This window comes from Maridesulfovibrio sp. FT414, from assembly GCF_050916235.1.
Classification (GTDB): domain Bacteria; phylum Desulfobacterota; class Desulfovibrionia; order Desulfovibrionales; family Desulfovibrionaceae; genus Maridesulfovibrio.
Window position 1 is genome coordinate 1,734,734 of record NZ_CP104854.1, and the last position, 14,160, is coordinate 1,748,893.

13 protein-coding genes are annotated in these 14,160 nt (G+C 51.8%); 10 read left to right on the forward strand and 3 right to left on the reverse strand.

What is annotated here, in order from left to right; genetic code table 11:
* The first annotated feature begins 253 nt into the window (after positions 1 to 253).
* The 4 genes from def to N7E73_RS07725 all read left to right on the forward strand — a co-directional run bounded on the left by def (position 254) and on the right by N7E73_RS07725 (position 3,947).
* Entirely contained in the window at positions 254 to 763 is a 510-nt protein-coding gene (def, locus tag N7E73_RS07710; RefSeq protein ID WP_432738472.1) for a peptide deformylase, read from the forward strand.
* Positions 739 to 1,695, forward strand: a complete 957-nt coding sequence (fmt, locus tag N7E73_RS07715) for a methionyl-tRNA formyltransferase (RefSeq protein WP_432738473.1) — start codon at positions 739 to 741, stop codon at positions 1,693 to 1,695. Before def ends, fmt begins: the two co-directional genes overlap by 25 nt.
* Positions 1,696 to 1,829: 134 nt before the next feature.
* Positions 1,830 to 2,648: a DUF116 domain-containing protein gene (locus tag N7E73_RS07720; RefSeq protein ID WP_432738474.1), complete on the forward strand. Its 819-nt coding sequence runs from the start codon at positions 1,830 to 1,832 to the stop codon at positions 2,646 to 2,648.
* 15 nt (positions 2,649 to 2,663) lie between these two features.
* Positions 2,664 to 3,947: a transcription antitermination factor NusB gene (locus tag N7E73_RS07725; RefSeq protein ID WP_432738475.1), complete on the forward strand. Its 1,284-nt coding sequence runs from the start codon at positions 2,664 to 2,666 to the stop codon at positions 3,945 to 3,947.
* A gap of 189 nt (positions 3,948 to 4,136) precedes the next feature.
* On the opposite strand, the gene N7E73_RS07730 is transcribed toward N7E73_RS07725, so the two are convergent.
* A complete protein-coding gene (locus N7E73_RS07730; protein ID WP_432738476.1) occupies positions 4,137 to 4,892 on the reverse strand; it encodes a tetratricopeptide repeat protein in 756 nt (251 codons plus the stop codon).
* A gap of 313 nt (positions 4,893 to 5,205) precedes the next feature.
* On the opposite strand from N7E73_RS07730, the gene N7E73_RS07735 reads away from it, so the two are divergent.
* From N7E73_RS07735 to N7E73_RS07760, 6 genes are all read left to right on the forward strand, one after another.
* Positions 5,206 to 5,772 (forward strand): helix-turn-helix domain-containing protein, encoded by a 567-nt coding sequence (locus N7E73_RS07735; RefSeq protein WP_432738477.1) that lies wholly within the window; start codon positions 5,206 to 5,208, stop codon positions 5,770 to 5,772.
* An 11-nt stretch (positions 5,773 to 5,783) separates the two neighbouring features.
* Positions 5,784 to 7,430, forward strand: coding sequence for an AMP-binding protein (locus N7E73_RS07740; protein ID WP_432738478.1), 1,647 nt, complete (start codon positions 5,784 to 5,786; stop codon positions 7,428 to 7,430).
* 162 nt (positions 7,431 to 7,592) lie between these two features.
* Positions 7,593 to 8,150 carry a helix-turn-helix domain-containing protein gene (locus N7E73_RS07745; protein ID WP_432738479.1) on the forward strand — a complete coding sequence of 186 codons (558 nt, stop codon included), beginning with the start codon at positions 7,593 to 7,595 and terminating at the stop codon, positions 8,148 to 8,150.
* Positions 8,151 to 8,298: 148 nt separating this feature from the next.
* Positions 8,299 to 9,942: an AMP-binding protein gene (locus N7E73_RS07750; RefSeq protein ID WP_432738480.1), complete on the forward strand. Its 1,644-nt coding sequence runs from the start codon at positions 8,299 to 8,301 to the stop codon at positions 9,940 to 9,942.
* Between the two features lie 421 nt (positions 9,943 to 10,363).
* Positions 10,364 to 11,680: a MerR family transcriptional regulator gene (locus N7E73_RS07755; protein WP_432738481.1), complete on the forward strand. Its 1,317-nt coding sequence runs from the start codon at positions 10,364 to 10,366 to the stop codon at positions 11,678 to 11,680.
* Positions 11,681 to 11,772: 92 nt separating this feature from the next.
* On the forward strand, positions 11,773 to 11,946 hold the full coding sequence (locus tag N7E73_RS07760) for a hypothetical protein (RefSeq protein ID WP_432738482.1): 174 nt from the start codon (positions 11,773 to 11,775) through the stop codon (positions 11,944 to 11,946).
* A gap of 246 nt (positions 11,947 to 12,192) precedes the next feature.
* On the opposite strand, the gene N7E73_RS07765 is transcribed toward N7E73_RS07760, so the two are convergent.
* Entirely contained in the window at positions 12,193 to 12,870 is a 678-nt protein-coding gene (locus N7E73_RS07765; RefSeq protein ID WP_432738483.1) for a DUF47 domain-containing protein, read from the reverse strand.
* A 19-nt stretch (positions 12,871 to 12,889) separates the two neighbouring features.
* A complete protein-coding gene (locus N7E73_RS07770) occupies positions 12,890 to 14,125 on the reverse strand; it encodes an inorganic phosphate transporter (RefSeq protein ID WP_432738484.1) in 1,236 nt (411 codons plus the stop codon).
* Positions 14,126 to 14,160: the final 35 nt, after the last annotated feature.

Genomic DNA, 14,160 nt, shown 5'->3' on the forward strand with positions numbered 1-14,160 from the left:
CCTGCCGGAGGCCTTAAACCCTTTTGCAAAAAGGGTTTGTTCCACTGTCGCCATCCCTAAGACTCGCGGAAAGACCGCTCGCCTAAGGGCTGGTGCAAGAATCCCAAAACCTTTTATTAAGGCTTCGCCGCTGAACGGATACGACTGGGCAGTGAATGCCCTCAGGGATCCCAAAGGCTCACTAGCCGTTAGATGTTGCGCATTATTAAAAAAGGTCCGGGAAAGGGTTCAGGGCCTTTAAGGAAGAGATTTTATGAAGTTAGAAATTGTCAAATATCCTGAACCGTCCTTGAAAGAGATTTGCTCCAGGGTCGAAGAAATCACCCCCGAACTGCGGGAAATCGTCGAGAACATGATTGAGACCATGTACGAAGATGATGGCGTAGGGCTTGCTGCTCCCCAGATCGGCCTGCAGAAACGGCTGATCGTTATCGACCCGTCCGGGCCCAAGGAACGCACTGACCTGCAGGTAATCGTAAACCCCGAAATCATCAGCCGCGAAGGCAAGGTTGATTCCGAGGAAAGCTGCCTGTCCTGCCCCGCTTTCCGCTGCGTGATCAAGCGCGACGAAAAGGTTACCGTAACCGGAACCGACCTTGACGGGAATGAGCTCAGGATCGAAGCTGACGAATTCCTGGCAATCGTGCTTCAGCACGAAATAGACCACCTTGACGGAACTCTCATTGTAGACCGCGTAGGCCGCCTGAAACGTGCAATGTACGACAAGAAGATAAAAAAATGGCAGAAAAACCCTGGCGAATAGTTTTCATGGGAACCCCGGACTTCGCGTCCACCATTCTTGAATATCTCATTGAATGGGACGGATGCGATGTAATCGCGGCGTACACCCAGCCCGACCGCCCGAGCGGAAGAGGCCACAAGGTTACACAGTCCCCGGTCAAGGAAGTTGCGCTGAAAAACGAAATTCCAGTTTATCAGCCCCTCAACTTCAAGAAAGAAGAAGATATCGAGGAACTGCGTGCCCTTGAGCCGGACTTTCTGGTGGTTGCGGCCTACGGCCTGATCCTGCCGCAGGCGGTTCTGGATGTACCTTCTGTCATGCCCATCAACGTGCATGCATCCCTGCTTCCCAAATACCGTGGCGCAGCACCGATTCACAGGTCTGTTGCAAACGGGGATCACGCCACCGGCATCACCATCATGAAGATGGAAGCCGGGCTTGATACCGGGCCGATTCTTGTCCAGCAGGCACTTGGCATCGCCTGGGACGACTACACCGGGAAAATCCACGACGAACTTGCGGCCATGGGCGGTCCTCTGGTCATGGAAACCCTGCTCCGCTATGAGAACAAACATCTCATCGTCATGCAGCAGGATGATTCCATCGCAACCTACGCTCCCAAGCTGGCCAAGGAAGATGGACTCATTGACTGGACCATGGATGTTCAGGCTGTCCATAACCAGATCAGGGGAATGCACCCCTGGCCCGGCGCATACTTCTTCTGGACACCGGAAGAAGGCAAGGAACCGATCCGTCTGGTTCTTTCGCCCGGCAAACCCGGCGGAGAGCAGTCCGACGAACACGCCCCCGGCACCATTGTCGGGGAATTCGACGGAATGCTAGGTATCGCCTGTGCCGACAGGATCTATCTTGCTTCAAAGGTAAAACCGGCAGGCAAGAAAGAGATGGACGGCAAGGCCTTCATGTGCGGCTATCTGGGCAAATGCCAATAGTTACATCAGCCTCCGGTTTTTCCGCCGGAGGCATTTATCTTTTTGATTAAATACAGCCCAAGAACCATCATAACCATCACAAATATTCGAATCAGCTGAAACCCAAAACATTGTCAACTGATCCAGGTACACACGTGAGTAAAGAGAAAGATTCCAAAAAACGCCTTTTCATCGGTCTGATCACAGGAACCTGCAGCCTGCTCTGCCTATTCCTTGGCCTGCTCTGGTACGTCCCCTTTGTGGGACTCGATTCATTCGGCAACTGGGCTTCGTGGGCCTGGGGAATTTTCATCTTCATGCTCATCCTGCTGGTAGGCTGGGCTTATGCAGGCCTGCTGGCCAATGTGGTTCTCGGACGCACTTTCCCCTTTTCCCATAAGGCACGCGGGCTGACCGTAAAGCTGTTCCTTCCGCTGATGACCATTCTGGGGCGGATATTCGGACTTTCAAAACGCAAGATCAGAGGATCTTTCATCAAGGTCAACAATGAGCTGGTCCTCTCGGAAACCGGCCGTTATGATCCTGAAAAAATCATGATCCTGACCCCGCACTGCCTGCAGGCCAGCCGTTGTGACATGCGTTTGACCTATGATGTGGACAACTGCAAGCGCTGCGGCCTTTGCACAGTGAAAGGGCTTCTGGAGCTGCGCGATAAATACGGTGTTCATTTTGCCATTGCCACCGGCGGAACCATTGCCCGCCGTCTTGTGGTTCAGAAACGCCCGCGCATGATCATTGCCATTGCCTGCGAACGCGACCTTGCCAGCGGCATTCAGGACACCTATCCGCTTCCGGTATACGGGGTGCTCAACGAAAGACCCAACGGTCCCTGTCTGGACACCGAAGTTTCACTGGTTGCAGTTGAGGACGCCCTGCGCCGTTTCATCAAGGAAGACAAGCTTCCCGAAGATGCTGGCAAAAATGTCGGACTTACACCTCTTACCGGCCTTTAATCGGAACCGGATATAATGAAAAAACCAGCCCTTCCGGGCCCCAGAGGCCTGGCATATGACTGCATCTGCCGTACCCTTGACGGAGGAACGGATGCACAGGCCGCGCTTGATTCCGTGCTCTCCGCTTCCAAACTGGATCAGCGGGACCGTGGTTTCATAACCGAAATATCATACGGATACCTGCGCATGCGCATCCGGCTGCAGGCTGTGCTGAAATGCTTCCTTTCCAAGCCTGACGGACTTCCGCTTCCAATAATGCGTGTTCTGGGCATGGCCGCTTACGAGATCCTGCACATGGATGTCCCGGCCTATGCTTCCGTTGACTGGGGCGTGGACTCAGCAAAACGCCTTTCCCGCGGCAAACTGGGAGGTCTTGCCAACGCGGTTCTGCGCAAGGTGGCGAGACTTGCCGAAGACGGAGCGGATGAAGATTTTTTCCGGCGCAATACCCGGTCAGAAACAGACTACCTCTCCGCATTCTATTCCTGCCCGAAATGGATCGTGGAGCTCTGGCTGGACAGTTACGGACCGGAACTGACCGAAGAATATCTGGAAGCACAGATCTGCCCTCCGGCAGCAGGAATTGTTCTGGATACCGCAAACCCGAAAGCAAAAGCAGCAGCCGACACCCTCATGAAAGAACAGGAATTCATTGAGGCGGACGGGCAGGCCTTTGCCTTTTATTCCGGGTACTGGCCGACAGCACTGAAAGGATTGAAATCGGATGTCCTGACCAGGCAGAGCTATGCAGCACGGCAGGCCCTTTCGGTCCTGAATCCGAAGGACTGGCCCGTACCGGTATGGGACGGCTGCTCCGGACGAGGAGGAAAATCCAGATTTCTGAACTCATTGGGAGTATCGCCGATTTTCGCAAGCGATCCTCATGAAGGACGCCTTTCCGCACTGAAAGAGGAAATTCCCGCTCTCTCCGCATTCCGGGCATCTGCCATTAATCCGCCACTGGCAAAAAGCTCCGTCGGCACTGCCCTGCTGGACGTACCCTGCTCCGGACTCGGAGTCCTCTCCAGAAGGCCGGATACAAAGTACAAAAGAACTCCGGAAGATGTGGACTCGCTGATTCACCTCCAGTACCGTATCCTGGAAAACAGTTGGAAAACCGTGCGGAAGAATGGACGGCTGGCCTACATCACCTGCACCATTAATCCCGATGAGAACGAACGCCAGATTGCGGCCTTCCTGCATGGTCACAAAAACGCGAAACTAGTCATGGAATGGACAACCCCGCCGGAATCGGAGTTGAACGAGTTCTTCTATGCCGCCCTGCTTGAAAAAATCTGATCCATTATTCATAAAGCAAAGGCCCACTAGCCGTTAGGCGAGAAGCTCTACTTCGAGTCTTACGGATATGGAGAGCAGAGATGGCTTGCTCCTTTGGCCGCCGGAGGCGAAATCAAATCGTCTAAAGCGCAATGCGCATCAAAACGGCCCAGCAGGGCCGCCGAAGGCATACATTGGAAATAATCAGGATTACTGCGCGGCCAGCTGTTTCTTGACAAATTCAAAGAATTTCTGAGCTTCAGCGTGGTCCTTATTCAGGGCCAGCGCCTTGGTCAGGTGATCGGCACATTTTTCAAGCATGCCTTTTTCAAAATAAGCCCGGGCGATGTTGTAGTGCAGGTTTTCGTCCTGCGTAGTCATCTGCAGGGCGCGTTGATAATAGTCTATGGCCTGATCCTGCATTCCGGTCTTGCGCAGGTTGATTCCGAATTCGTTGAAAAGGTGCTTGTGCTCGGTCTGGAAGGCCGCATCCAGCTTTACCAGCCGCTCGAAAATATCATTGGCCTTGGTGCTTTCTCCGCGCTCCATATAAGTAAGTCCGAGCCCGAAATTGGCTTTAACATTTTCTTCGTCAACATCAAGGGCGTTCTGGAACTCGAACTCGGCACTGTAGGTTGCACCGGCCTGCCTTGCTTTCTCACCACGCTCTATTGATGAGTTCATGGCCTTTATCTTCGGATAGACCGTGGAGACATAGAATTCAGGCTCCGGGGAATACTTGGACAGGAACTCTTCCATCTCCACAACAGACTTTGGACCGGACGGAACATAGCTTTTATTCAGTGCCTGCACTTCCACCTTTCCGTCATCAAGCTCTTGTGCCATCCAGTACATCTTACTGATGGTTCGACGCACAGTTGTACCAGTACCAATTTTCTGGACACTCTGGCTGGAAAACACTCCCTGTATTTTCTTCCTGTCTGTCGCATGCTGAGCTGAAGTCATTTACATTCCTTACCTTTAGTGCTGCAATCACCGAACTATAGATAGATTTTGCATGAAAAGACAACCGCTAATTGACAACTGCCGATCAGAATAACCGTACATTTGGAAAGAAAACTTTCCATTTCCCAAATTTGTCCTTCATTTTTGAAGCCCGACGATTTAACCTGCGCCCGGTTGATACATTTTATGAATCCGGCTCCGCAGACCTGCAAATGATGACAAATATTCGTTATTAATGTAAGCACTCATTTCTAACGTTTTTCATTTTCATCAGCAATGCCGCACAATGCGGGCTTAGACAGTAGAGGGAAGTATGAGTAAAGCAAAAGTTGGACAGCGGATAAAAACTTTCAGGGAAAAACAGGGACTGAGCCTTGAACAATTCTCGGAACGCACAGGCCTTGGAGTTGATTTCCTTGAGGCGGTTGAAGAAAAAGAAAAATACCCCTCTCTGGGCCCCCTTCTCAAAATAGCCCGGGCCCTTGGCGTGCGCCTTGGGACATTCCTTGACGATCAGGTCAGCAAGGACCCGCTCATCGTAAAGCTGGGAGAGCGCAAGGAAGAATTCACCATGCATTCCGACAAGGAAAAGCCCGCTTCCATGAAGTACTTTTCACTCGGAAAAGGCAAAAGCGACCGCCACATGGAACCTTTCTTCATTGAAATCCAGCCTGAAGACGGTGAACATAAACTGACATCCCACGAAGGCGAGGAATTCATCATCGTCGTGTCCGGCAAGCTAAAGGTTGTATACGGCAAGGAAGAAAGCGTTCTTGAAGCCGGTGACAGCGTCTATTTCAACTCCGTGGTACCCCACTATGTTGCTGCCGACGGCAACGAGAAGTGTGATATTTACGCGGTACTGTATTTCCCGGAATAAGAGAGGGCTGAATGGAAAAATCACATCTCAGGGAAATAACTCTCGGTGCACTGCTGGATGAAACCGTTGAAAAATGGCCCGATCAGGAAGCCGTAGTATACGTTGACCGCGATTTTCGCCTGACCTACCGCGAATTCGGTGAGCTGGTGGATGACCTTGCCATGGGACTCATGGCACTCGGCATCCAGAAAGGGGAAAAAGTGGCCGTATGGGCCACCAACGTGCCCTACTGGGTCGCTCTGCAGTTTGCCACCGCCAAGATCGGTGCAGTTCTGCTGACTGTTAACACTTTTTACCGCACCACTGAGCTGGAATACCTGCTCAAGCAATCCGAGTGCGAAAACCTTGTGGTTATCGACGGTTTCCGCGAGATCGACTATCTCCAGACCGTATACGACCTTGTTCCGGAGCTGAAGACCCAGGAACGCGGATACCTCAAGAGCGAGAAATTTCCTGACCTGAAAAGGGTGTTCTTCCTCGGTCAGGAAAAGCACCGCGGCATGTACTCCATGGCGGAAGTAATCAACCTTTCCGCAGTTACAACCGAAGAGGATTATGCCGAGCGCCAGGCATCCCTCGACCCTCATGACGTGGTCAACATGCAGTACACTTCCGGAACCACCGGATTCCCCAAGGGAGTTCAGCTGACCCACTACAATATCGGCAACAACGGCTTCTGGATCGGCGAAAACCAGGCTTTCAAACCTGGAGACCGCCTTTGCCTGCCTGTCCCCCTGTTCCACTGCTTCGGCTGTGTACTCGGGGTAATGGCGGCGATCAACCATGGAACCACACTGGTCATCCTCGAAGGATTCGATCCGCTGCTGGTCATGGCATCCATTGATCAGGAGAAATGCACCGCCGTCTACGGCGTGCCGACCATGTTCATCGCCATTCTTGAACACAAGCTGTTCAGCAAGTTCAACTACTCCTCGCTGCGCACCGGAATCATGGCAGGATCTCCCTGCCCGGTTGAAGTGATGAAGAAGGTCATGGACAAGATGAACATGAAGGACATCACCATCTGCTACGGTCTTACCGAGGCTTCTCCGGTTATGACCCAGACCAGAATGGAAGACAGTATCCAGCGCCGTACCGAAACCGTAGGTCGGGCCATGCCCGAGATCGAGGTTGCCATCTTCAATCCGGAAACAGGTGAAGAATGCGCCTCCGGTGAAACAGGTGAAATCTGCTGCCGCGGCTACAACGTCATGAAGGGCTACTACAACAACCCCGATGCCACCAGTACTGCAATCGATATTGACGGATGGCTCCATTCCGGCGACCTCGGAACTATGGACGATGATGGTTACGTGACTGTCACCGGACGCCTCAAAGACATGATCATCCGCGGAGGGGAAAACATCTATCCCCGTGAGATCGAAGAATTCCTCTATACCATGGACGGAATTCTTGATGTGCAGGTAGCCGGCGTGCCCAGCAAAAAATTCGGCGAGCAGGTTGGGGCCTTCATTATCCTTAAAGACGGTGTGGAAATGGACCAGCAGGATGTAATCGACTTCTGCAGAGGCAAAATCTCCCGCTACAAGATTCCGAAATACATCACCTTCATTGACGCTTACCCCATGACCGCAAGCGGTAAGATTCAAAAATACAAACTCAGGGAAATGGCTGCTGAGCTCTATCCCGATGCATAGATGAGCAAAAAGGGCTTTGCTCCGGCAAGGCCCTTTATTAATGTAAGAACCAACGCTCCAACCGTTTAAAATTTTCTTCAATGGCATATACGTCAGCGGCGGCAGACCTTTAAAATTAGATTATCCGATTCATAAGGGCCGTCGAAGACAACAGGAGGCAAAATGAGCAACAACCATGCTTATAAGGAAATTGCACCAAGGCTGCTGGGCCTGCGCGATGCAATGGACATGAGTATTGAGGAACTGGCCCAGAAGGCGGGAGTCACTCCAGAACGGGCCGCAGAGTATGAATCGGGAACAGTCGAAATTCCGGTCAGCTATCTTATGGATGTGGCCCACATCTGCGGAGTGAGCCTTACCGTGCTTATTTCCGGAAACGAAGCCCATCTCAAGAACTACGCCCTTGTTCGCAACGGTAAAGGTCTTACCGTGGACCGCCGCAAGGACTACGACTACAAAAACCTTGCATCCACCTTTGTAGGCCGCCGTATGGAGCCCTTCATGGTGGAAGTTCCCCCCAAAGATGTTTCCGAAATGAATTTCACCACCCACCGCGGACAGGAGTTCATCTACGTCCTTGAAGGGCGCCTTGAACTGCGCCTGGACGATTCCGTACTGGAACTTGAAGCCGGCGATTCCCTCTACTTCGACTCCAACACCCCGCACGCCCTGCGCGGCCTCGACGGAAAATCCGCACGCATGCTGGACGTAATTCTCTAGCAGGTCGCCACAACGTGCTTCCGGGAAGGAGATTCCCGGTCAGGCATCTGCGACCTGCGGTAAAAAACTTTTTTTTACATCTGAGGATCAAACGTCAACAACAGCAAATATAAGGGTGCCGAGTCACCCTTAACGTGGAGAAACGATAATGCAGAAGCAGAAATACGATTCATACGAAAATTTTTGTTCCGGATACAAAACCGACGTGCCCGAAAACTACAACTTCGCCTTTGACTGTGTGGATAAAATCGCCGCAGAAGAACCTTCACGCCCGGCAATGATCCATATCGGGCCTGACGGAACCCGCACGGAACAGGATTTCGATTTCTTTTCCAAAAAATCCGCCCGCCTTGCCAATGCCCTCTCCAGGGCTGGAATAGGCAAAGGTGACCGGATCATGATCATACTCTACCGCCGTATCGACTGGTGGGTATCCATGCTGGCCTGTCACAAGGTCGGGGCGGTTCCAGTTCCTTCTCCCAACCTGCTCACTGTCAAGGACATTGAATTCCGTGTAAATTTCGCAAAAATCAAAGGCGTCATCACTGAAGATTCCGTTAGCGAGCGCGTTGTTGAAGCCCAGAAGAACTGCCCTTCCCTCAAAGTGCTCGTCCAGGCCGGAGAAAGTGATGTTCCCGCCGGGTGGCTCAACCTCGAAACCATCTGCGCGGAAGCCTCGGACTCCTTTCCGCGTCCGGCAGACTGCGCCTGCGGCGACGACTCCCTGCTTATATTCTTCTCCTCCGGTACTACCGGACCGCCGAAAATGGTGGAACATACCCACAACTATCCTTTGGGGCACTATGTTACCGGCGCATACTGGCACGACCTCAAGCCCGGAGACATCCACCTGACCCTCGCCGACACAGGCTGGGGCAAGGCTGTCTGGGGTAAATACTACGGCCAGTGGATGGCAGGTGCAGTAGTTTTCGTCTGGGACTTCCGGGGCAAATTCGAACCTTCTGAACTGCTCAAGGTTCTCGCCGACCACAAGGTGACCTCCTTCTGCGCTCCGCCCACCGTATACCGGTTCATGATCCGCGAAGATCTTTCAAAATATGATCTCTCTGCACTCAGACACTGCACTACTGCAGGCGAACTGCTTAACGCATCCGTTTTCGAGGCATGGAAGGAAGCAACCGGACTGCCTCTCTACGAAGGGTACGGCCAGACCGAAACCGTGCTCCAGATTGCGACCTTCCCCCACATGACCCCCAAGCCGGGGTCCATAGGCAGGCCCTGTCCGGGATGGGATATAGCCCTCATCGACACCGAGGGGCATAACTGTGCACCGGGTGAGGAAGGACAGATCTGCGTCAAACTCGATCCGCGTCCCGTTGGCCTGTTTACCGGTTATCTGGACGAGCCGCTCAAAACAGCCAACGTCATGGTTGACGGCTACTACCAGACAGGGGACAAAGCGTGGATGGATGAGGACGGCTATTACTGGTTCCTCGGCCGCACCGACGACCTGATCAAAAGCTCCGGCTACCGCATCGGGCCCTTCGAGGTTGAGTCCGCACTGATCACCCATGACGCGGTTGTTGAAGCTGCCGTTACCGGCGTGCCCTGCAATGTCCGAGGTCAGGCCGTTAAGGCCACCGTAGTTCTCGCTTCCGGATACGAAGGAAGTGAAGAACTGACCAGAGAACTGCAGAATCACGTCAAGAAGGTAACAGCACCCTACAAGTACCCGCGTATCATCGACTACGTGAAGGAGCTGCCCAAGACCATCAGCGGCAAGATCAAACGGGCTGAAATCCGCGCCAAGGACGAAGCTGACGCCAAGTAGGCTAATGCTCCGACAACCCTGCGGGGTGGGACTTGATGCGCGTTGCGTATTTGGCGATTTGATTTCGCCTCCGGCGGCCAAAGGGGATAATGCATCTCTGCTCTCCATATCCGTAAGACTCGAAGCGGAGCTTCTCGTCTAACGGATAGTGGGCCTTTGGAATCCCTATCAGTTAAAAATATTAGCTGATGAAATATACGGGGTAGCATCGTCCCTTCATACATTCTGCCAAGTTGCACTAAATAAAGGCCTCAATATCTTAAAGATATTGAGGCCTTCCTGTTATCAACAATCTGGAAAGACTCTTCAAAACCATATTAAATTTTTTTCCGCTCTGGCTGCCGAAGACATAAAAAAACCGTTGACCTGTCTATAACTTTATAGTGCAGATTGGATTCATCACATAGCTATGGAGTTGGTAATGGTCAAACAAAAATCGTCTGGAATGACTGTAGGGAGGCTGGCCAAAAAATACGGTCTGTCACGCAGCACCCTGCTCTACTATGATTCCATCGGGCTGCTTTCTCCCTCAATGCACATGAAAGGGGACTACCGGTCCTACGGTGAAGAGGAAGAAAAACTGCTGGCGCAGATCTGCCACTACCGCAGGGCCGGAATTCCGCTCAAAGAGATCAAGGTGATCCTTGATTCTCCAGCCAGCGGAATAACCGGGGTGCTGGAAACACGGCTCAAGGAACTTAACGAAGAGATTGCTTCGCTCCATGCGCAGCGGGAGTTCATTTCGGGCATTTTAAAGAGCTCACCCGAAGTGAAGTCAGAGAAACTGGATAAAGCCGCGTGGGTCGAGGTTCTGCGCTCCTCAGGCTTCAGTGAGCAGGACATGGAGAACTGGCACAAAGCCTTCGAACGTTCCCATCCTGACAGGCACCAGCAGTTTCTGGAATATCTCCAGATACCTGACGATGAAATCAGACTCATCCGTAAATGGTCATCAGGATCACAGCGGATCATCAAAGTAAAACCGATAAGTGAGAAATATATGGAATTGTTTTTGAACTTTTTCGATGGGTTAAAAAAGCTCGGCCCAGGTAGCCCTGAAACCACCAAGAAAGCATTATCAATGGTCAGGGGACTGCCCGATAAGGCCAGAGTGCTGAATGTCGGTTGCGGGACAGGGATAGAGACCATCGCCCTGTGCGATGGAACCGGGCATACAATTACAGCCCTCGACAACCGCCCGGCCCTGCTGGATGCGCTGGATAAAAGTGCGGGCAAAGCCGGTTACTCAAATCGAATTACGCCCATTCTCGGTGACATGAACACTATGGACTTCAAAGAAGAGTCCTTTGACATGATCTGGAGTGAGGGAGCCATCTTCATCATGGGTTTTGAGAACGGGGTTTCACAATGGAAAAAGTTCATCAGACCGGGCGGCTATCTCTGCCTGAGCGAGCTTGCGTGGTTGAGTGATAACCAGTCAAAGGAAACAACCCAGTTCTTCCAGAACATTTACCCGGAGATGAAAAGTATTCGCGGCAACATCGACATCCTCGAAAAAGACGGTTTCGAAGTGACCGGATATTTCATTGAACCGGAATCAGACTGGTGGGATGTGTATTACGCTGAAATAGAGCGAAATCTTCCCAGGTACGCTGAGCAGAACAGCAACAGCCCGGAAATGAAACCCCTTGAAGACAATCTGCGACGCGAAATGGATATAATGCGTAAATTCCCGCATGAAGCAGGTTACGTATTCTATATCGCCCGCAAAAAATAAACCCCAACGAACAGCCACAAGCAATCTGCAGATATGACATAAACCGCCTCCGTGCAGGCCACACGGATGCATACAAAAACAGGAGACAAACCATGGACAAGGAAAAGTGGACTGAAATATTCAGGGAAGCCGGATTCAGCGATGAAGACATGCACAACTGGCACAAGGCATTTGAAAAGCTTTATCCGGAAATGCATCAGGCCTTTCTGGAACATATCCGGGTAGGACAGGACGAGATCGCAAAAATCCGCGAGTGGTCGAAGTAAAAAACCCGTTTCATCCGGAGTAATTATTCAAAACAATTATCTCCCGGTTTTAGACAGGGCATTTGACAGCCAGCTTATCAACAACAAAAAGGCCGTAATATCTTAAGATATTACGGCCTTAATTCACACATGGACAATCAGCCACAACATACGGCAAAGCCCCGCCGAAAATGATTGGGAGAATCCGGAGAACCATTTTAAAAGGGTTCTCTGGCCCTCAGAAAGCTTGGCGGGAGCCCCGACTTTCTAGCGGGCAATCATGGCACGCAGGATATCGGCGCAGCCTTCGGTCTGGTGAGCCATTTCATTCAGACAGGCTACAAAATGCATAAGCTGGTAGATGTCCTTGAAATCCATATCGGAATTATAGATACGGTTGGTCAGATCCTTGCGCAATACCACGGCACGGGCATAGTGCTTGCGGACCTTGCGGACCTTGTTCTTGCAGCTTTCGCGGTCAATGGACTTACCATCAATAAGCTCAATGGTTGCCTTGAGGGCGGGGCCGAGGCTTGATGTGGTATCGTTGACCTCGGAAAGCAGCAGGATCAAATCCTTCTGATATTCAGCAGGGATTGCGACCTTGCGCATTGCCAGCCAGTGCAGTGCTTCCTGAGCATTGTCCAGAACGTTGTCCTGACTGCGGGTGTAGTTGAAGAACAGGGTCTTATCCACAGACATGAACATGGAATGCGGAAGATGGTTGCGGATGGAACGCTTGATCTTATCCGCCTGAGCCTCGACGGTATCAATCTGCTGGATAAGTTCATCGAAATCACGGCAGGTATCGTTACCGGCAACATAGCACTCAACGGAATCGTTGATGACATGAATGCATTCGGCAATCTTGTCGTAATGTTTTACCAGCCCTTCCATGGGGTTCTTGTTGACGATGAGGCCTAAGAAAGGAAGACGAAAGTTCATAGTGCTCTCCTTGTTTTATCTAGATGAAAGCCCATTTTAACAGGCTGAATATTGTTATGCTTGTTATCGCCGCAATGGGAACAGTCAGTACCCAGTAAAGGACGATCCGGCCAAGAATCTTGAAGTTTACCGCGGAAAAACCTCTGGCAAGCCCAACGCCAACGACCGCTCCCACCGCCGCATGGGTGGAGGAAACAGGAAGTCCGAGGTTGGATGCAGCCAGTACAGTTGAAGCGGCACCGAAGTCAACGGCAAACCCGCGGGTGTTGGTCAGAACCGTGATCTTCTCACCGACAGTACTCATAACCTTATGACCCATCAGGGCAATACCCACGGCGATTCCCAGTCCACCCATTACCAGCAATCCCATAGGAACATCCGCTTTGGCAAGCAGAACATGCTCCTTGGAGATCAGGTAGATAGCAGCAACCGGTCCGATGGCGTTTGCAACGTCGTTGGCGCCCTGAGAAAGAGCCACGTAACAGGATGTTCCCACCTGCAGGCGACGGAAGGTGGATTCTACAGCTTCCGCACCTTCTTCCGGGTCACCCACAAGTTTGTTTACAGCAAGACGTCCAGCGAACCACACAACCGCTGCAATTGCAAATCCGAGAGCCAGCGAGCCCAGGAAAGGAAGCTTGAGAGCCTTGCCCACCGGAGTCTTGTACAGGAAGGACAGGGAGATAAGCAGCACTGTCAGTCCCATCCAGATGGGGGCCCACTTCTTGGCCTGATGGATAAAGTCTTTTTTAAAGAGAATCGTTTTTCGTATGTGTGTAAAAATGGCATAGGCGATAATGGCGGCAAAGAAAGGCGAGATGATCCAGGACATTACAATACCGACCATCTTCAGCCAGTTGACCACGTCAGGTCCTCCGGCCACAAGACCGAAACCGAGAATACTTCCGACAATGGAGTGGGTGGAAGAAACCGGCAACGCAGTCATGGTTGATATGAGTACCCATAGCCCGGCAGCAAGCAGTGCCGAGAACATGCCGACCATGATTATTTTCGGGTCAGCAATTGCCGCGGGGTTGATAATCCCCTTGCTCACGGTTGCCGTTACGTGGGAGCCCATGAAAACAGCTCCAACAAAGTTCAGCACACCTGCAATAAGCACGGCCTGTCTGACGGTGATGGCTTTGGCGCCGACTGCAGAAGCCATGGAGTTGGCCACGTCGTTAGCTCCAAGGTTGAATGCCATCATGAACCCTGCAAACAGGGACATGTAAAAAAACAGATCATAGATATCCATAAGAGATAATCCCCTTGTTGAGAACCAGGTGATGA